17 protein-coding genes are annotated in these 18639 nt (G+C 42.0%); 4 read left to right on the top strand and 13 right to left on the bottom strand.

Annotated elements, in window-relative coordinates; translation table 11 throughout:
• Positions 1 to 48: 48 nt before the first annotated feature.
• On the bottom strand, positions 49 to 2742 hold the full coding sequence (locus MHH63_RS07690) for a glycoside hydrolase family 6 protein (RefSeq protein ID WP_445321752.1): 2694 nt from the start codon (positions 2740 to 2742) through the stop codon (positions 49 to 51).
• Between the two features lie 408 nt (positions 2743 to 3150).
• Here MHH63_RS07690 and MHH63_RS07685 point away from each other — a divergent pair, with 408 nt between their 5' ends.
• Complete coding sequence (locus MHH63_RS07685) at positions 3151 to 3579, top strand: VOC family protein (protein ID WP_076307627.1); 429 nt, start codon at positions 3151 to 3153, stop codon at positions 3577 to 3579.
• A gap of 64 nt (positions 3580 to 3643) precedes the next feature.
• On the opposite strand, the gene MHH63_RS07680 is transcribed toward MHH63_RS07685, so the two are convergent.
• From MHH63_RS07680 to MHH63_RS07665, 4 genes are all read right to left on the bottom strand, one after another.
• The gene (locus MHH63_RS07680) at positions 3644 to 5986 is read right to left on the bottom strand and encodes an ABC transporter permease (RefSeq protein ID WP_341171358.1); all 2343 of its coding nucleotides are present in this window, start codon (positions 5984 to 5986) and stop codon (positions 3644 to 3646) included.
• A gap of 2 nt (positions 5987 to 5988) precedes the next feature.
• A complete protein-coding gene (locus tag MHH63_RS07675) occupies positions 5989 to 6762 on the bottom strand; it encodes an ABC transporter ATP-binding protein (RefSeq protein ID WP_076183127.1) in 774 nt (257 codons plus the stop codon).
• Between the two features lie 159 nt (positions 6763 to 6921).
• Positions 6922 to 8196: a HAMP domain-containing sensor histidine kinase gene (locus MHH63_RS07670; RefSeq protein WP_076278755.1), complete on the bottom strand. Its 1275-nt coding sequence runs from the start codon at positions 8194 to 8196 to the stop codon at positions 6922 to 6924.
• A 2-nt stretch (positions 8197 to 8198) separates the two neighbouring features.
• Complete coding sequence (locus MHH63_RS07665) at positions 8199 to 8882, bottom strand: response regulator transcription factor (RefSeq protein WP_076129903.1); 684 nt, start codon at positions 8880 to 8882, stop codon at positions 8199 to 8201.
• Positions 8883 to 8948: 66 nt separating this feature from the next.
• On the opposite strand from MHH63_RS07665, the gene MHH63_RS07660 reads away from it, so the two are divergent.
• Entirely contained in the window at positions 8949 to 10214 is a 1266-nt protein-coding gene (locus tag MHH63_RS07660) for a serine hydrolase domain-containing protein (RefSeq protein ID WP_076306965.1), read from the top strand.
• A 43-nt stretch (positions 10215 to 10257) separates the two neighbouring features.
• Here MHH63_RS07660 and MHH63_RS07655 read toward each other — a convergent pair whose 3' ends face one another.
• The gene (locus MHH63_RS07655; RefSeq protein WP_036685802.1) at positions 10258 to 10617 is read right to left on the bottom strand and encodes a hypothetical protein; all 360 of its coding nucleotides are present in this window, start codon (positions 10615 to 10617) and stop codon (positions 10258 to 10260) included.
• 279 nt (positions 10618 to 10896) lie between these two features.
• Between MHH63_RS07655 and MHH63_RS07650 the strand changes: the two genes are divergently transcribed.
• Positions 10897 to 11106, top strand: a complete 210-nt coding sequence (locus MHH63_RS07650) for a hypothetical protein (RefSeq protein ID WP_036685800.1) — start codon at positions 10897 to 10899, stop codon at positions 11104 to 11106.
• Here MHH63_RS07650 and MHH63_RS07645 read toward each other — a convergent pair.
• From MHH63_RS07645 to MHH63_RS07620, 6 genes are all read right to left on the bottom strand, one after another.
• Positions 11103 to 11594 carry a DinB family protein gene (locus tag MHH63_RS07645; protein WP_076276073.1) on the bottom strand — a complete coding sequence of 164 codons (492 nt, stop codon included), beginning with the start codon at positions 11592 to 11594 and terminating at the stop codon, positions 11103 to 11105. The genes MHH63_RS07650 and MHH63_RS07645 overlap by 4 nt on opposite strands.
• A 28-nt stretch (positions 11595 to 11622) precedes the next feature.
• Complete coding sequence (locus MHH63_RS07640; protein WP_340396945.1) at positions 11623 to 12726, bottom strand: LCP family protein; 1104 nt, start codon at positions 12724 to 12726, stop codon at positions 11623 to 11625.
• An 8-nt stretch (positions 12727 to 12734) separates the two neighbouring features.
• Positions 12735 to 13544 (bottom strand): GNAT family N-acetyltransferase, encoded by an 810-nt coding sequence (locus tag MHH63_RS07635; RefSeq protein ID WP_341171357.1) that lies wholly within the window; start codon positions 13542 to 13544, stop codon positions 12735 to 12737.
• 208 nt (positions 13545 to 13752) lie between these two features.
• Complete coding sequence (locus MHH63_RS07630) at positions 13753 to 13980, bottom strand: hypothetical protein (RefSeq protein ID WP_038572358.1); 228 nt, start codon at positions 13978 to 13980, stop codon at positions 13753 to 13755.
• A 64-nt stretch (positions 13981 to 14044) separates the two neighbouring features.
• Positions 14045 to 14245 (bottom strand): cold-shock protein, encoded by a 201-nt coding sequence (locus MHH63_RS07625; RefSeq protein ID WP_036685790.1) that lies wholly within the window; start codon positions 14243 to 14245, stop codon positions 14045 to 14047.
• A 683-nt stretch (positions 14246 to 14928) separates the two neighbouring features.
• On the bottom strand, positions 14929 to 17037 hold the full coding sequence (locus tag MHH63_RS07620) for a methyl-accepting chemotaxis protein (protein WP_076218469.1): 2109 nt from the start codon (positions 17035 to 17037) through the stop codon (positions 14929 to 14931).
• Between the two features lie 178 nt (positions 17038 to 17215).
• On the opposite strand from MHH63_RS07620, the gene MHH63_RS07615 reads away from it, so the two are divergent.
• Positions 17216 to 17620 (top strand): CBS domain-containing protein, encoded by a 405-nt coding sequence (locus MHH63_RS07615; protein WP_038572361.1) that lies wholly within the window; start codon positions 17216 to 17218, stop codon positions 17618 to 17620.
• Positions 17621 to 17674: 54 nt separating this feature from the next.
• Here the strand turns inward: MHH63_RS07615 and map are convergent, their stop codons facing one another.
• Entirely contained in the window at positions 17675 to 18421 is a 747-nt protein-coding gene (gene map / locus MHH63_RS07610; protein ID WP_036685786.1) for a type I methionyl aminopeptidase, read from the bottom strand.
• Positions 18422 to 18639: the final 218 nt, after the last annotated feature.

Below are 18639 nucleotides of genomic sequence, written 5' to 3'. Positions count from 1 at the left end.
AGCCGCCAGGATCACTCCAGCGGCTCTTTTAAATATCCCCTGCTTCCGTTACGGAGCAATTCCCCATACGAGAGCATCACTTTGATAAAGCGTCACTTTATCCCAGTTAGTATAAGCAGTTTTAGTAGCATCAAAGGAGTAGTCATTGGCTTCGTTAAAATTAGTCCAATCTGATTTATATATTCTGAGTTGAATATCTCCGGACTGGCCTCCAGCTGGAATGGAACCAGCCGAAGAAGCAAACGAAAGTTCAACGTAAGTGTCTGCATTCGTGCCAGTGTAGTCTGCAAAGGCGACTTGAACATTATTATTGCCGATCTGTGCCCAATCAATTGTGCCATTTAACGTCTGATTACTATCTTTAGTGAAATAATAACGGATTTTAAGATCGCTTAAGTTCACTGCGGTTGTGCCGTTATTTTTAATATTAAAATAAGGTTTGATCTGATTGTCTGTCGCATTAGTATCTCCTGCCCGATACTGCAACGTCAGACTAGTTGCTGCCGGAACTTGTGGAACAGCACTCGCTTGTGCCGAATTCACACTCTCTCCTGTACTATTGGTTGCGCTTACAACATAGTAATAGGTTGTTCCGTTCGTTAAGCCCGTGTTGATGTAGCTCGTTGCCGTTAGCCCTGTTGCTACAGTGGTGTACGGCCCTCCGCTTGTGGTTGCACTTTTCACAGTGTAACTAGTCGCACCACTGGATGCACTCCAGCTCAGGTTTACTTTTGCATCTCCTGCTGTCGCTACCAAATTGGTTGGCGCCGCGGGAACAGTCGCCACTGCTGCTGGAGCCGCACTCGCTTGTGTAGAATCCGCACTCTCTCCCACACTATTGGTTGCGCTTACAACATAGTAATAAGTCGTTCCGTTCGTTAGGGCGGTGTTAGTGTAGCTCGTGGTCGTTAGCCCTGCTGCTACAGTGGTGTACGGGCCTCCGCTTGTGGTTGCACTTTTCACAGTGTAGCTAATCGCACTATTGGATGCGCTCCAGCTCAGGCTTACTTTTGCATCTCCCGCTGTCGCTACCAAGTTAGTGGGTGCCGTCGGAACAGTCGCCACTGCTGCTGGGGTCGCACTCGCTTGTCCCGAATTCACACTCTCTCCCACACTATTGGTTGCGCTTACAACATAGTGATAGGTTGTTCCGTTCGTTAGGGCGGTGTTGGTGTAGCTCGTTGACGTTAGCCCGGTTGCTACAATGGTGTACGGCCCTCCGCTTGTGGTCGCTCGTTTTACTGTGAAACTAGTCGCACTGCTGGATGCCGTCCAGCTCAGGCTTACTTTTGCATCTCCCGCTGTCGCTACCAAGTTAGTGGGTGCCGCTGGAACTACAGTGCCCCCTCCGTTACTCAGAGGAATTACAGGGTAAGCATTCTGTACCAGCTGAACAAATTGATCATGGAACCAGTGGCCTGATACAGGCGCATTAGGTAATGCACCGGTCAGTGTGCCGCTTGAGCTGGTATAAGTTGGATCACACATTCTGTCAAAGCCCTTGCCTTCATTATTTGGAATGGCACTGCTGGAGCCGTCAGATTCTCCCGGAGGTTTCACCCAGACGAATGCATCCAAATGTGAGGCTGCATAACCTGCGGGTGCTGCTTGTGGAACTTCTCCAATTCCGGCACCGCTGGCATTACACCAATTGCCGCGATGGAGACGTTTATCAATCCGACCGGAATCCGCATAAGCGTTAACGGTTGTTCCGCTTGCACTAGTCGGACGATTAGGTCCTCCCCACCCGTTACGGGAAGTATCAATAAGGAAGCCGATCGTGGAAGGCCAACCTTTTGCTACAAAACCTGAATACAAAGCTGCTGTGAAATCAGCTTCATCAAAATACGGATTCCATTCATAATAACTTGCAGAACGAAGCTGCTGGCTGCCTATCGTAAGATTCGGATCTGGAAGATTAGGTTCTACTAGTGGAGTGGTATTGGCTGTATTCGTAATGAATCCATCGACACTAGCAAGTCCAGCTGTAGTGCCTGACACAACCGAAGTAAAGAGGTCGATAGCGGGGCCACGGTTAGTATCCCATCCGAGCCAGCCAGAGTGACCAATATCCATGTAAGTATACACATTTGGAATGGCATGGAGAGCATTTAAAGTGTAACGTGTAGCATCACGGTAAATATTCGTGGAGTTAGCTTGAGCACACTGTGGTGTGCTGAGATTAGTAACTAGATTCGGAAGCGAGTCCGGCTCTACGATCGTCACTATACGAATGTCACTATATTTGGGCTTTGCAAAAATACTGGCGATTACGTCAACATAATCTGATTTGTAGGTTGTCAAACCCGCTGCTGTCAGTGGCAGCTCGCCATTGGAGGCCAAAGCGTGGCAATCCCGCCCAGGCATATCATAAATTACGAATGTGGCTGTAATCGGCGTGTTTGGTTGCTTTTGCGCGAGTACGGAATCTAATGTTTCCTCAAGACTTTTTCTGCCTCCGTTTTCTGTCCCGCCATAAATTGCAGCAATTCGATCCAGCCATACGGCTGTCGGATATTTTTTAATGGTCTCCATCTTGGAAGCTAAAGTACTATCGGTAACCTGAGCAATAGAGGTATCAATCAGTGCGGCATAATCAGGATTAACATATGCTGTAGCTCCTACAAACGGATTGTCAACATGTGCCTCACTGGCATACGTGGTAGAAGGAGCATATCCGGTGATAACTAAAGCCATGATCGTAAGCAATAACAACATTTGCTTCCTTAGTGCTTTTGTCATTTATTATTCTCCTTTCGACAATTAAATAAATTCGCAAATAATTTATTAATAGCCACGCGATGCTACAATTGCAGTATTCACTCCTTTAAAGAATGGTCACCTCCTCTATGCCTTACCCGCACTCATCATCACCTCCTCTCCGTTTTAAAGATCTAACAAGAGCCTAAATACCCTAACTATTTAACATAAATATAATTTTATTTAATTTATAGAAAATTATCCCTTTTCTTGAATACTACCATATCCTATTTTTAATTAGAAGATAGTAGATGAAATAAAAGTTTAATAATGAGACTATAAGAATATTTGTTTATAAACTGGTAAATGATACAATGTGGAAGTGACAAGGTATTTTGAATTTTAAGTATTTTCGAAGTAACGCTAACAAACCTTTAAGGAGTGAAAAAAATGTCCATCGATGTTTATCTTAATTTCAATGGGAATTGTCGTGACGCAGCAGAGTTTTACGCAGAGGTGTTTGGCACTGAACGTCCACAAATCATGACCTTTGGTGAAACACCACCCGATCCCAATTTCACTCTTCCTGAGGAAGCTAAAGATTTGGTTATGCACACCCGCTTGAATATCGAAGGCAGTAATGTAATGTTTTCTGATGTTTTTCCAGGCATGCCTTTTATCGAAGGAAACAATATTAGTCTTTCCGTAGTTAGTAAGGATTTAGATAACATAAAGAAATATTTCGATAAGCTTCAAGAGGGCGGTAAAGTAGTTATGGAACTGCAAGAAACCTTCTGGAGCTCTTGTTATGGTAGTCTAAAAGATAAATTCGGCATCGACTGGCAATTCAATTATGATGACGGACGAATGAATATGTAATAAAAAACAACGGGCATGGAGTAACTAACTTCCTGCTCGTTGTTTTTTTTGTTTTTCGCTTAAATTAGTCCATAATCAAATCGTACACACTAACCTTCCGAATTCGCCGGGCAACAAGCATAGACACCGCATAAGCTACTACTAGAATGGCTGCACACAATAGCAATACTTGAGGCAAACTAACCGCCAGTTGGACATTATAAATCCCTAAACTCGAGAGCAATAGTACAAATGCTGAGTCTGAGAAAAAATACCCCCCTACACTCCCCAAAGCTACTCCCACCACAATCACCGGAAACAGACTAAAGGTAATCTGCGTCATCAGATTAAAAGTGGTATAACCCATTCCTTTAAGAATGCCGAACTCACGTTTCCGCTTCAGAATCAAAGTCTTAATCACTAAATACAAAATCAGACTGACTACTATAATCGTCACCACAGTGATGACTGCAGTCATAGAAGATACTGCGGCAGTGAATGTACTGAGCGTACTATCAACCGTTTCTCGAATGTTAGTAATGTTCCATTGCTTAGGGAAGCGTGCTTCCAGATCCTTCACAAAAGCTTGCGCATCTCCCCCCTCTTTCAGATACACATTGATGGACAGAGGGGTGTACTCCGGTTGAAGTCTTCTCATTCCATCACCGGTCATACTCGCCACCATTCCAAGTTGGCTAATCTGCTGGCTTAAGCCAGTAACCAAATAATTCTCCGTCACACCATTAAAAGTGATCGGGACCTCGTCCCCTATTTCTGAATTTTCCAACTTTGCAATAACACCGGAAATCACAATTTCATTATCATAAATTGGCTCTCGCCCTTTGTATATGGTTTGTGTCTCCAGCTTGCTATAATCGTCAGATACCCGGAGCATAAAGCTGGTGTTCTTAATGGAAGCGACCATGCTATCCAATACAGTCAACTTTTCAACCCCTGGCATGGCTTCTAATTCTGTAAACTTCCCCTGCTGTAGGTCACCGTTTTTCGGCAATAACAAAAAGTCGCTGCGTTCTATACCTACCAGTTCTATAACGGCGGAGGTATCTCCCTTAAAGTTGAAATTCAATATAGAGCAAAAAATACTAGAAAAGGTTAATCCGGCAACGATCAATACGATCATCATATTCTGTTTCGCCTGCCTTACTAAAGCTTTAAGGCTTAAGCTGAATTGCAGATTCATTCGGGATGTTTCGAGTGGCATTGGGTTCCGCTTGAAATTGTGAGTGAGGATTCCGCTCTGCAGAGCTGTAATCGGAGTAATGTTCCGAATTCGCCGGCTCGACAGATAGGTAACAAGTAGCACTAGTCCAGAGACAATAACCAAACTAAGTACTGCACTGACCCCTTCAAAGGATATTGGCCACAGAAGTCCGATTGAAGACGAAATCATATTCCCTACCAACGGCATAACCAGCCCAGATAACCCGCCTCCCGGTATAGCTGCAATGATGGAAACTGAGGTGAACTGTAGCAGAAGCGCATTTTTAATCTGCCATGAAGTATAACCGTTAGCTTTTAAAATACCGATGTTCGTTAAATTGTCTTCAATATGCCCCAATATTTGAAACCTGATGACAATAAGCGAGATTAGAACCATAATCAGTGCAAATACGATTAAAATGGCTGCTAAAAGATTAACAAAAACACGGTTCCCTTGGAGCCCAACCTCTGCCCGCATGACTTGAAATTGATCCGTACTTCCTGAGGCAAAAATCCGCTCACTAAGCATTTGCTCCAGCTTTACATCCTTTGAAGGATCGGTTAAATCTGCTGATAGAAAGCTGTACTGAGCTTCAGTTCCAAGACGTTCCCCCAACTGTTTATAACCTTCATCATTCAAAAATACTTTTAAAGCTCCATTAGTTAACGTCCCTAGCAACGGCTCCTCAATAAAGCCACCTATGGTATAAGAAAATGAGTTATTATCGTATACAAAAGTAAAGGTATCCCCAAGGTTATACCCCGATCCAACATGGAACAAATAAGGCAAATAGATCATATTTGCATCCTTAGATCCTGGCGGAGTCGTTGTCTTGAACAGTCCCTTGGTCCGCGGTGTATCCATGTTAAGAATTATAAAAGCTACCGTAGTGTCCGTTTGTCCGTACTTCATTTTAGCATCTGCTAACAGAATTGCTGCTTCATTCTCCCAGGATTCTGTATATGAATAACTATCCACAAGCTCCTCATACTCTTCTAGATAATCATCTTTTGGAAAATATGCACTTATTTCTGGAGTCCTTAATTCAGTCATTTTTTCTTGCTGGAAGGAATTGAGCTTCAAAATGACCGTAAGACCAATGTTCAGCAGCAGCACAGCTATCATGATAAGAATGAAGAGCGTAACCGTAGCACTTTTTCTTTTACGAATATTGGACCAAGCTAATTTTCCTATTAGGCTACCCATCCCTACCACCCCAATTCGGTTAGAAAGGACTGTAATTGCTGCTGCCGTTCAGGTCCGTTATCTTCGCTATAAGGGGTAAGACGCAAATCTCCCACGATGACTCCATCCCGCAAATACAATATCCGATTTCCACGCAACGCGGTTTTAAGATCATGAGTAACCATAATTATACTTTGCCCTTGTCTATTCACCTCAGTAAGGACGCGCAGTACACCTATTCCTGCTGAACTATTTAACGCACCCGTCGGCTCATCGGCGAAAACCGCTTTTGGACTGTTAATCAATGCCCGGATAATCCCCGCCCGCTGAGCTTCGCCACCTGAGATTTGCGCCGGAAACTTGCCCCAGACAGAGTCATCCAGACCTACATCAGAGAGTAGCTTTTTGGCTTTTTTTACAGCGCCTGCTCTATCCTTTTGTACAAGAAAAGCACTTGATAATACATTGTCGAGGACACTCATCGTATCCAGCAGATGAATCTGCTGAAACACGAACCCACAATTCTTCCGCCGGAATATCGCAAGCTGATCATTACTCATGGCTGTGATATCCTGACCTTCAAATAGAACCTCTCCAAGTGTTGGCTTATCCATACCCGAAATGGCATATAGCAGTGTTGATTTACCAGAACCAGAGCTGCCCATGATAATCGTAAAATCACCATGATATAAGGTCAGATCCAGATTTTTCAAAACATGCTGCTGAGTTCCTCCATGGGAGAAGGTTTTTCCAAGCTTATTAGTCTGCATCAGCACTTTATTATTCACTTCGCTCATGTTGAACACTCCATTTACATTCATGCTCATTAATTGCGCTAAAAAAAATCATAGCTCTACGCGAAATATAATGGCTGCAATCACAAGCTCATTCGTAATTGCAACCTTATCGTACGTTAAATGTTCTTAACATGTCTTTGTGCAATCCTTAGCTAATTCTTAATTCTGTCCTGCTAAAGGAATTAGCAGTTTGACTGTAAATCCGTCCTCCCGATTGGAGCACAGAATATCGCCTTGCATTTTTTGCATCATATAACGGGAAATGTACAGGCCTAGACCTGCACCATTCTGGCTCACGGCCAGACTGCCCCGAAAAAATTTATTGAATACTAAAGGCAGCTCCTCTTCAGGAACCCCGGGACCATAGTCCAGAATATCTACCTCCAGATAATGATCCGTGATCTCGAACTTAATATCTATGGGTGTGTCTGTGTAGGCATATTTGTAGGAATTATTCACAACATTATCGATCACCTGCTGCAACCGCAAGGGGTCCACCGTAATGAGACAGTCAGGCACAGATGCTGCTGAAATCCGTTCATAGAAATTCACATTATTTATAATTTGGATCAGCAGGTGGCTTTGCTCTTCCGTTAAGCTGACTTTAAGTTCATTTAGTTCCTCCAAGGTCGAATGGAACATATCAGTCACCAGACGATCAATCTGATCTGCTTTGGAGTACAAAGTGTTAAGCTGTCTGCCGGTCTTCTCATCCCTTGCGCTTAATAACATCAGTTCCGTGATCGCCTTTAACGAAGCAACGGGTGTTTTAATGTCATGACTGAGACTAGCAACCAGTTCCTTTTTACTTTTATTCGCCAAATATTCGCTGTGTCTAGCCGCTGCAAGCTCTTCCCGCATCATATCAAAGCTTTCGGTAAAAGCACCAAACAAATGATTACGATCCATCTCCAGCGGCACTTCCAGATCACCTCTCGCGATATGCTTCGCGAATTGCTGCATTTTGCGGAACGGACGGAGAACCGATCGATTCAGGAACCAAATATAGAGAACGCCTAGAACCGTAAGCAGAAGCAGCATCACAATAGAAACTTGTATAAATTGTTTTTTCATATGTATAAAGATCGCACGGTAATCATTATTAATAATCACCTTCCCCACCATCTTATCCTGAACAAAAACGTCCACTAGAGTATCCCGATTATAGATGGCTTCGTTAACAGTAACGGAAATCGCATTTCCCGTCTGATATTTAAGTACTCCCGTGGTATCGATAATGGCAAATTCATAAGGACTTTCCTTGTACAGCTTCGGATCAAGCTTGTCCCAGTTCTGTTCCGTGAGCTTCACAATGGTATTGATCGCCACTCTATCTGTTCCTGTCTCCACCTGCAAATTAAGAATTAGGAAGGTGAGCGCTAAACTTGCGGCAAATATAGTAAGCAGAAGGGCCAACAGCAGTTTTTTTGTCATAACTATTTGTCCTCAAAAGCATAACCGATGCCCCATACTGTACGGATGTACTGAGGATCATTAGGATTCTGCTCAATCTTCTCACGTAGATGACGGATATGTACATTTAAGGTGCCATCCCCCGCAAAAACATCTCCCCATACCTCAGTAAATAACTCCTCTTTGGGGATTACCCTATTTTTCTGCTGAATCAAATAGCTGAGCAATTTATATTCCATCGTTTTCAGCTTGAGAGCTACGCCATTAAGGCTTGCCCTCCTAAGTTCGGGGTCTATCTGGATAGGGCCGGCTTGGAGGATAGCTGCCTCAGCTATAACTTCGTTATTGTGGCGTTTAAGCACCGCCTTCACTTTTGCGAGCAGCACTCGCAGGGTATACGGCTTATGAATATAGTCATCTCCTCCGATATCAAGAGCAATCAATACATCATCTTCACTGGAGCGGGCACTAATAAACAAGATGGGAATCCCCATCGTCTGACGCAGCTCTTTGCATAACTGGAAGCCGGATTCACCGCCTAAATTAATATCTAGCAGTAACATTGAGACCTGATGCTCACGTAAAAAGCTTCGACAGGCATCAGCGCTTGTAACAAACGCGGTTTGAACATCGAACAAATTAAAATATTCGCAGGTGGTCTCCGCAAGTTCAGTTTCATCATCAATAATTAAACAATCATATCTCATGGATTTCTCTCCGCTTCAACAGAATTTAGTATTATGTTAGAATATGCCTTTAAGGAGGGGTTACCTGTGGATAAACAATCCCAGCGTCTGGAGCAATTTTTAGATAAATACGAACAAAGCTGGCCATTGAGCGGCACAGTCTTGATAGCTCAGCATGGAGAAATCAAGCTACAAAAAGCATATGGGTATGCGAATCTTGAACATCAGGTCCCGAACGCTATAGATACCAAATTCCGGATCTGGTCGCTAACCAAGTCATTCACTGGCATGGCGATTCTGATGCTAAAAGAACAAAAACGTCTGCGACTGGAAGATCCGATCTTAAAATATCTTCCTGAACAGCATGCATTCGAGGGGATGACCATCCTTCATCTGCTGGGACATACCTCGGGTATAGCCAACTACACTTCTCTACCCGAATATAATCAAAAATTAAATAAACTGAAGCTGACTCCCTTGGAGATGTTACAGCTATTTGTGAGTCAACCGCCTGCATTTATGCCCGGCACATCGTTTTCCTATAATAATTCGGGTTATTATTTATTAGGAATGATCATTGAAAAGATTACTGGCATGACATTTGAAGATTATATCACTACTTTTATATTACAGCCTCTTGGCATGGTAAATACAGGAGTTTATAACAATCAGCAAATCATTTCAAAATTAGCCTCACCTTATCATTCCTCATGGGAAGAGTATACTCAGGGTGAATACATACATATGAGCTCTATCCTGTCAGCGGGTGCCATGTATTCGACGGCTGCTGATCTTTTCCTGTGGGATCAAGCGTTATACTCCGATCAATTAGTGTCTCACGATACTCTGGAGATGGCTTTTCATTCAAGTAATCTCAAATATCGATTTGGTTGGTTTTTGGACGAACGTTATGATCGCAAAAGAATGTATCATGGTGGTGCTTATCGCGGCTTCCGAAGTGAAATGCACAGATATCCAGAAGAGCAGACAACCGTCATCATGTTGACCAATTATGATTGTGTCCCCATTACCAAGTTAACGGAATCTCTATCTGGATTAGTATTCGGTGAGCCTGCCGAAATGCCGATATTCCCGCGAGCCTTTCCACTTGATGATAGCATGTATGCTGAATATATGGGGACCTATGAGGGATTTGGCTGCAAAGCGAGCGTGGAGCGTAGGGGCCAGGACTATTATTTTGTCTGGAATGATGAAGAGGTTACACCGTTCTATCCTATCTCAGAAACAAGATTCCATCATACCAAGCATGACAGTGAATTTGAATTTAAACGAAATGAACAGGGTGAGCTTTCATTTCTGGGGATGAAAAAAAACAAACGAGTGCCGCAATAGCCATAAAATAGCTACTGGGCACCCGCCTTTTTTCAGCTAAGGCCTAAGCCTTGGCCAAAATTATAAATTGCGTGAGCATCACGATTACCGCTGAAGACACCCCCAGCGAATTAATGATTGTTAAAGCATTTGGATAACTTTCTTTCCGAAATTGTGAGAACAAAGACACCGTCCATAACACGCTGAAAAATAACGACGACAACCCGGATACAGCTTCACTATCAATTCGTCTGCTCCGGAGAAACAATCCGGCAAGGGTGGCGACAGTATAAACAATATATATTACTAGCTCTATCGATGTGATAACGATCGCCTCGCCGGCAGAGAACAAACGCATTAACAAGTATTGAAAACCTAAACAGATAAACACAAGCTGGTTAAAAGATAGTCTCTTCACTCTCATAGCTTAGCTCCTTTAGGATATATTTTCACAAAAGACAACGCTTACATTGTACTAGTGATTGAATATATCTTCTGTGACTTTCCATACCCTGCCAAATATTAGTCGGATAATATCCTCACATACAAAAAAGGAAGTACACTTTGCGAAAAAGATCCGCAAGGCATACTTCCTTTTTTTACGATTCGATTGTAGATTTAGACGGAATGGGACATCTTAGTTCCAAAATAGAATGAACAGTGGATTTATAAGATGTTTTCTTAAAATTAGGAGGTCATTGCTGTGAGAAACAAACAATCCATTGTCTTCGTGACCATTCCATTATCCGAGATCAAAAAATTCATCCTTATTGATATTGTTGCTGGATGGGTCTTTTATTTTGCTATAAAATTCCCCTTCCATTCCTTAATTGCCGCCTCTGCCGGAAGCATGTTTGGTCCTATCCTCATACGCCAATCCATGAAGTTAGTCCAAAATCGCGCCAAGGTTTAAGGTTTTAAGAACTGCTCAATCTGTTTTTTATGATGCTTATCATGTGGGATAAAACTTCTCAAGTACTTGCGAACGCTGAATTTTTTGCGATCTCCATCCTTATATTCATGATTGAATTCATCTTCCGTTAAGCCTACAGCTGCATCTATGATTTTAGTTCTATAACGTACAAATTGTTCAATTAATGTTTGTTCAGATAATAATTTAGCATATTCTACAGCGTTAGCATTAAACTCGTTAAAATCCAAATGCTTGGTTGTGATCGGTTCCCGGAGAATTATTTTCTTAATCGCACCTTCATAAAAATATTTATCCCATAACATGAGATGACAGATGATATCCTTTAAAGTCCATTTACCAGCTGCAATAGGCTGATTCCAATGTTTGTCTGATACTTCACCTAAAGATTCTACGAACGGGATGAGGGACTTAAATTCGAGTAACATTTGCTCATTTGTTTTTGCAGCCAGAGAGATCAACCTCCACATGAAAAATAAAATAATTCAGTCACAACATCTATGCTGCGTCATCCGCAGAAGCTGCGGACAGATCCGTATCGGTAGAGTCAGGATTCAGCCAAATCTCAATCAACTCATGGGTACGCTTCACATCATTTTCGTCAAGCATGTAATACCATTGATCCTTCCGTCTGCCCTCACCCTGCAACATATGGCTTGTGATCTCAGGAGTACCCCCTTCAAGAATTACTCTTTTCGCCAAATCAAGAATAAAGTCTGACTTCATATTGGTTTGGAAATTACTGCCTGCTATTTCGATGATTTTCTGTATATTAAGGATATTATCTACTCTCTTCATCCGTTCAAGCGCAGATTTCAAAAAGATCCGCTGCCGCTCCGTTCGTTTAAAATCAGAATCCTCGCGGTATCTTACATACATTAATGCTTCAGCGCCAGAATAAATCGGTTTGTTCGGTTCAATTCTTAATTTCTCATGATCCGGGCTCTTGTTCTCAATCACCTTGGTAATCGGAAGTTCAACACCCCCTAGAGCATCTGTAACGCCCACAAGACCGTTAAAATTAATAGTAGCGTAATATTCGATAGGCGCGTTTAATAAATTTTTAACGGTGTCTACACTCATCTGAGGACCGCCATAGGAATGAGCTGCATTAATCTTGGTTTCTTTCCTAGCTCCTTTAACCTTTTCCGCTCCGATAATTTCTGCATAGGAATCACGAGGGATCGACACGAACAATACTTTATGATCAACTGGCCGGATCACAGTATATATAATCGAATCAGAAAGCCCGTTCTCTTTTCCCCGCTGATCAGTACCCAATAGGAGGATAGAAAATGGACGATCCTTGTTATCCGCCGTTGGCTGTAATCCGGGAGCTTCAGCGTTTTCATTATTTTCTAAAGGAACGTATGATCCATCAAGCGTGTGTTCAATAGTCGGAGCCACAACATTATTAAATCCGAAAATCAGCAGTTCTTTACGAAAAACATAAGATCCTAGCCCAGCAATAAGTACGATAGCAAGCGTAAATAACCAGATCTTTTTTTTCTTGCTGGTCTTAGTTTTCTTCTTCACCTTTTTTTTCTCAATTCTACTTAAAGAAAATGAAGAAGCTGAATGGGTAGTCTGTTTATTTTTCATTCGGATCCTTAACCCTTCCTGATGACGGATTCTACCAGCCGATAATAGGGAATCATGTAGGTTGTCTCAAAGCCTAATCTATGCGCTAAGTTGAAAGAACCCTCGTTATCCAGTCGACACGCCCACACCGGCTCAAGCTGATGTTCTAGACAGTATTCTATTAAGGCTGAACAGACCGCGTAGGCATAGCCCTTCCCCCGATGTGCTTCTGAAGTTTCTATGCCTATTTCCAGTTGATGCTCATTAACAAAACCCGAAAATGCCGTAGAGGCAATTTCCCCAGCGTCAAGAATATTGAAGCCCAGCCCCTCAGCAAGAAATTGCTCTTCATTCCTCCAAAACGCCTTAGGATTGACACCTCCTGTTGCCGCCAAAAACCGTTCTTTGTTCATTCGCACCACTTCAAGGTCTTGGTTAAGATAAGAAGCTTTCTGTTTCAGATATTTCTCGCGGTTAAAGCTGAAGTTGACCCTTGTATTTCTATGGAGCATTTCCTGTTCACTCCAATGAGCGATAACTTCCGTCCAGCCTCCCGCTGGATCAGCCTGCAGCAACTCTTGATGATGCCGAATCATATTTTTATTGGTTATGTAATCAAAAAGATCGCGCTTAAACTCTTCATTATCCGACTCTCCAATTAATAAAGACATTCCACAAGGGTGTGCAATGTAAAAAGCACGCGGGTTAACAATATCGTCAACATATACGCTGCCAGGTATGACTTGTTTAACCACTGACTCAGCAAACATCGTATTTATTTTCACTTTTCCTAAAGGCTCAATAGCTTTGTAATAATCGTTACTCTCTAGTCGTTTCATAATTTTCTCCTTAGATCTCACGTAATGTTTTGATAGATAACCACCAGTATGCGAGGATATTTTTTTGCTGGATGACACTGTTACCTAAAATATCCCATTATTATAGACGATCTTAGGGTCGATAAGTTTCTATTTATAAGAAATTTGTGAGACAAAAAAAGACCATATCCTATCAAGGATTGGTCTACCCTATTTATTAATGATGATCTTAGGTTTTTTTCACAATCATATCGATCTCACTCTTGAGTAAAAGATATCTGACGACACTTCTCATGATCGGAACTTTAGTCAACTTATGCTGATCTACATAACTTTTCATTTGGTCTTTAGACAGCCCGAGCAAGCTTCCCGCTTCAGACACCGTCAATACTTCTTTGTTACTTGTAGCGTTAAAGGTTTTCTTAACTTTTAAATTCCAGTCTTCAAACACCTGCATTTACATCCGCCACCTTTCTATAAAAAAATCCCCAAACGATACGTTTGGGGATTCATTTTACTACTTACAGTTTTACAACATTCTCAGCTTGTTGACCACGATTACCTTGAACTACGTTAAATTCTACACGTTGTCCTTCATCCAGGGACTTGAATCCGTCACCAGTAATTGCGCTGAAATGTACGAATACATCTTCTCCACCTTCAACCTCGATAAAACCAAAACCTTTGTCTGCGTTAAACCATTTCACTGTTCCTGTTTGCATAATATAATTACCACCTTATTTTTATTTACATGTTATTCTTATCCTCAAAAAATCTCTTGCAAAATCTCTAAAAAAATAAAAATTCACATATGGTACAAGGTTATTAACGTCTAAAGAATAACCCTCTACGCTATGTGAATTCGCCAGGTAAATACTTTCGATAGATTGATTATAACACAGCTAACACCAAATAGATACTCTTCTGTATTATGAAGAAAATGGGAGGTAAGAAGGAGCTGTGCCATAAGTGATTCTACGAGCGGAGACTGACCTCCTCACTTTCAAAATCCTAAAATCAACAAAACAGCGATTCTTCTGTTATCGAAGAATCGCTGTTCAGCGTTTTTTGGTCATTTGCGGCCTGCTACGACTACACATTCATTATCCTACGGGGCTTTCGGACTCGGTAGACGTTATTTACATGTTTTTATTCTTTACCGCTAGATTTCGGACTCCAGTGACGCTATTCCTTGGAAAGAGGCTCATAATAAGCATTTTTCAGGCCAATAGCTGCACTGGAGTCCGATAACATTCCAAATATCGGATAATCGTACGTTTAAGGACCACTGTGTCCGTTAGCAGGTTACTAAGCGTATTTTCCAGTGACTAAGCATGTGCTTTCGACACAGCAGTCATTTTCATAGTTTTAGGTGCCAGCCCTTCTCTATATTTGAAAAGGGAATCTAAATTTTAAAGTAAGATAATTTATCCAACAGGTCTTGCACCATTGAGCTGAGTGACTCCGACGAGGCTGAGATCTCTTCCATAGAAGCAAGCTGCTCCTCAGAGGCTGCTGCCACACTTTGGGAGTCAGAGGAAGCTTCCGAAGCAAGATCGGCTAATTGTTTAACGGTAACTGAAATTTGCTCCGTTCCCGCGGTCATCTGCTGTGCAGCTGCTGAGACCTCTTGGATCTGATCGGTTACCTGTGTCATCTCTGTCAGAATCGACGTAAATAAAAGATCACTATCAGATACACTCTGCACACCAAGAATTACTTTTTCATTGCCGACAGCCATCGCTTGTGAAGCTTGATTAGTATCTTGCACCACATCTTCAACCAAAGCAGTAACTTGTTCGGCAGCTTTTTTAGTCTGATCTGCCAGCATGCGAATTTCTGAGGCCACCACCGCAAAACCTCGGCCATGTTCACCCACTCTGGACGCCTCAATAGCCGCATTTAGTGCCAACAGATTGGTCTGTTTACTTATGTTCGAAATCAAGCCGATAATCCCGCTGATCTGAGCAGATCGTTCGCCTAAACGTTCAATCGCCAGACTCGTCTCATCTACAGACAGCTTTAACTCCGACATTTGATTCACTGCCATTTGCAGCTGGGCACTGCCCTTTTTCGTCTGATCGGTAACTTCATCTGCAGATGCAGATACCGATGACGAAGAGTCAGCAATCCGTTGCACTCCAACATTCAGCTCGCTCATCGCCATTGAAGAATCACCCGCATAATCACTCTGCAGCTGCGCTCCTTCGGCTACTCGTCCAATTGCCACAGCAATTTGTTCAGCAGCTTTCCCAGTCTGCTCAGCGTTAGCTGTCAGCTCTTCAGAGGTAGCTCCCACGGACATTGATAGATCAGCGACAAGTCCAAACATTTCTCGAAGCTTATGGGTCATATGATTAAAATGTGTAGCCATTTTGCCGAATTCATCATCATTTCGAACCTGCAGGGTTTGAGTCAAATCCCCCTGAGACATCAGCTGCAATTTCTCAGATAACAAACGAAGCGGTTTAACTACCATTAACCATAGTTGAAGACCAACAATAACAGCTAAAATCAAAATCCCAATAATCATAATGATAAAAAATTCTGTTTTAGCTTGTTCATAATCAGCCATGATAACATCCTTAGAGATCGCTGTCTGTGTGTACCAGACCTGGTCACTTCCAGGCATTGGTATCGGAACAAAAGTCCGCAGCACGTCTTCTCCCTTGGAATTTATCGTGTATCCCAGTTTGGCCTCCCCATTCTTCACACGCTTCCACAGTACTGTTTTATCTTCTGTATCACCGAATTCTTTGAGTACACTTTGAGGATCATTTGGGTTGGCTGCATATTTGCCATTACCAGTGATTAAAGAAACATAACCTCCCAGAGGTTTATAGTTAACGGCTTCTTCCTGCAATTGGGTTAACGAAACATCGAACCCTACAGTCCCCAGAAATGCACCCGTTTTATCCAAAATTGGCAGCATGACCGAAATCATCTCTATAGCTCCACCAGTCGTCTCATAGGAGTAGGGTTCAATATAGACCGGTTTTTTCTCTTTTTTTGGTAAAAGGTAATAATCACCCGCACCTTCTACATCATAATTCTTTAAGGGTTCAACCTTTATTGCACCTTGATTTCTAAAGACATAAGGAATAAAACGCCCCGTACCATCATCATATGGCATCTTATTTATATTAGCCTGATCGTTCTGATCAAAAGCATTGGGTTCCCATAATATGCTCATCCCAAAAATTTCTGGTCTGTGCTCAAGCATAGTTTTCATTGTAGAAACAACATCTTCACGGTCCAAGGTTTGACGTTCTCTTGATTCAAGGAGTACTTCAGCGAGCGCTTCACCCGTCGACTGAATGTCTATCATTCTATTCTGAATGGTCTCCGCATAACTTTTTCCTGCGACCTCTGCCTGAAGTTCACCGTTGGATATGCTCACACTACGCAGATTAGCCAGGTTTGCGACTAAACTAAAGAAAAAGATCACAATAATTACTAAACTTACCACCATAACAAATTTAAACGTTAATGAAAGCCTTCGATACAATGCCATCTGAACAACTCCACTCTAGGATAATATATCTTTAATCGACAAAATACGACCTCTATTCAATAGGACTTATTACCTATAATTCAAGGGGTGAAAATTTAAAATTCTATCCATTCCAAAAGTATGTTTAAATAAAAGTAGCCTAATCAAAAAATAACATAATACAAAGGAGTTCATGCCGATGGAAATATCCTCTTTTTTGTTGCCAAAAGATCAAGTCGCCTATATCACTAACTCACTATCCATGCTGGAAGCCTTAGAACAATTAGAACAGCACCATTACACGGCTATCCCTATTATTGATAATGAAGGAAAATATGTAGGAACACTTTCGGAGGGTGATCTATTGTGGAAGCTGAAAAACACAGCAGATTTAACCTTTGACAATATAGGGGAAGTTCCAGTAAGCGACATCCAAAAGCATGTTCATAACGAAAGTGTTCTCATTAATGCAGAAATGGAGGATATGCTGACGCTTGCTGCGGATCAGAATTTCGTTCCTGTGATTGATAATGAGGGTGTATTTGTTGGAATTATTAGGAGAAAAGATATCATTGAATATTACACTCGCAACATTACAGATTAATAAAAAATGACCAATCTCCATTACGGAGACTGGTCATTTTATTTTTCATCAAAATTACAGTTCAGTCAGGATAATCGTTCCTTGTGGGGTAATCGCTAAAGTATGCTCATATTGTGCTGACAATCCGCCGTCAATGGTACGCGCAGTCCAACCATCCGCATCAATTTTTGTTCTGTAACTGCCTGTGTTCAGCATGGGCTCAATGGTAAATACCATCCCCTCTTTAAGACGAGGCCCTCTCCCTGCTGGACCATAGTGAGGTACTTCCGGAGCTTCATGCATTTCTGAACCGATCCCGTGGCCAATAAAATCACGCACTACAGAAAACCCGTTAGACTCTGCATAAACTTGGATGGCATGCGCAACATCGCCAATACGGTTGCCTGCAACCGCCTGCTCGATTCCACGGAATAAAGATTCCTTAGTAGTGTCTAGAAGTTTGGTCGCCTGTTCACTAATATTGCCAATCCCGTAAGACCAGGCCGAATCTGCCAACCAGCCGTTTAAGTTAACAACCATGTCAATGGTTACGATATCCCCGTCTTTTAGCGGCTCTTTTTTCGGGAATCCGTGGCATATTACATCATTTACAGATGCACAGGTTGCGTACGGGTACCCATTATATCCTTTTTGCTCAGGAGTAGCTCCTTGAGACAATATAAATTTTTCTGCAAATTCATCAATTTCCCAGGTCGTAATACCAGGCTGCAAAATTTGCGCAATTTGACGATGACATTCAGCGAGAATTTTTCCCGCCGCACGCATTTTTTCGATCTCTTCCATCGTTTTCATGATAATCATAATATCGCCTCTTCTGTACAGAACACATCGCTCTCGGGCAACGGTTCTTCTTTTGTATTTAGTTTACCCTTTATATTATGAAAGAAAATCGCGAGAAATCCAAATCATTAGGCAAAAAAAAATTATATTTTCCTTCCTGAATCTAAAAATAACATCATTTTTTATGAGAATGTTAGATGAAGGACGAGTGCCTTATCAGCAATTTCTCTTATCTTTCT

Source organism: Paenibacillus sp. FSL H3-0310, from assembly GCF_038002785.1.
GTDB classification, from domain to species: domain Bacteria; phylum Bacillota; class Bacilli; order Paenibacillales; family Paenibacillaceae; genus Paenibacillus_AQ; species Paenibacillus_AQ odorifer.
This window is presented reverse-complemented; position numbering and strand designations above follow the sequence as displayed.

What these genes read in the sequence shown, in the direction of transcription:
- MHH63_RS07690 (WP_445321752.1), bottom strand. Translation starts at nt 2,742, where the DNA reads ATGACAAAAGCACTAAGGAAGCAAATGTTGTTATTGCTTACGATCATG.
- MHH63_RS07685 (WP_076307627.1), top strand. Translation starts at nt 3,151, where the DNA reads ATGTCCATCGATGTTTATCTTAATTTCAATGGGAATTGTCGTGACGCA.
- MHH63_RS07680 (WP_341171358.1), bottom strand. Translation starts at nt 5,986, where the DNA reads ATGGGTAGCCTAATAGGAAAATTAGCTTGGTCCAATATTCGTAAAAGA.
- MHH63_RS07675 (WP_076183127.1), bottom strand. Translation starts at nt 6,762, where the DNA reads ATGAGCGAAGTGAATAATAAAGTGCTGATGCAGACTAATAAGCTTGGA.
- MHH63_RS07670 (WP_076278755.1), bottom strand. Translation starts at nt 8,196, where the DNA reads ATGACAAAAAAACTGCTGTTGGCCCTTCTGCTTACTATATTTGCCGCA.
- MHH63_RS07665 (WP_076129903.1), bottom strand. Translation starts at nt 8,882, where the DNA reads ATGAGATATGATTGTTTAATTATTGATGATGAAACTGAACTTGCGGAG.
- MHH63_RS07655 (WP_036685802.1), bottom strand. Translation starts at nt 10,617, where the DNA reads ATGAGAGTGAAGAGACTATCTTTTAACCAGCTTGTGTTTATCTGTTTA.
- MHH63_RS07645 (WP_076276073.1), bottom strand. Translation starts at nt 11,594, where the DNA reads ATGTGGAGGTTGATCTCTCTGGCTGCAAAAACAAATGAGCAAATGTTA.
- MHH63_RS07640 (WP_340396945.1), bottom strand. Translation starts at nt 12,726, where the DNA reads ATGAAAAATAAACAGACTACCCATTCAGCTTCTTCATTTTCTTTAAGT.
- MHH63_RS07635 (WP_341171357.1), bottom strand. Translation starts at nt 13,544, where the DNA reads ATGAAACGACTAGAGAGTAACGATTATTACAAAGCTATTGAGCCTTTA.
- MHH63_RS07630 (WP_038572358.1), bottom strand. Translation starts at nt 13,980, where the DNA reads ATGCAGGTGTTTGAAGACTGGAATTTAAAAGTTAAGAAAACCTTTAAC.
- MHH63_RS07625 (WP_036685790.1), bottom strand. Translation starts at nt 14,245, where the DNA reads ATGCAAACAGGAACAGTGAAATGGTTTAACGCAGACAAAGGTTTTGGT.
- MHH63_RS07620 (WP_076218469.1), bottom strand. Translation starts at nt 17,037, where the DNA reads ATGGCATTGTATCGAAGGCTTTCATTAACGTTTAAATTTGTTATGGTG.
- MHH63_RS07615 (WP_038572361.1), top strand. Translation starts at nt 17,216, where the DNA reads ATGGAAATATCCTCTTTTTTGTTGCCAAAAGATCAAGTCGCCTATATC.
- map (WP_036685786.1), bottom strand. Translation starts at nt 18,421, where the DNA reads ATGATTATCATGAAAACGATGGAAGAGATCGAAAAAATGCGTGCGGCG.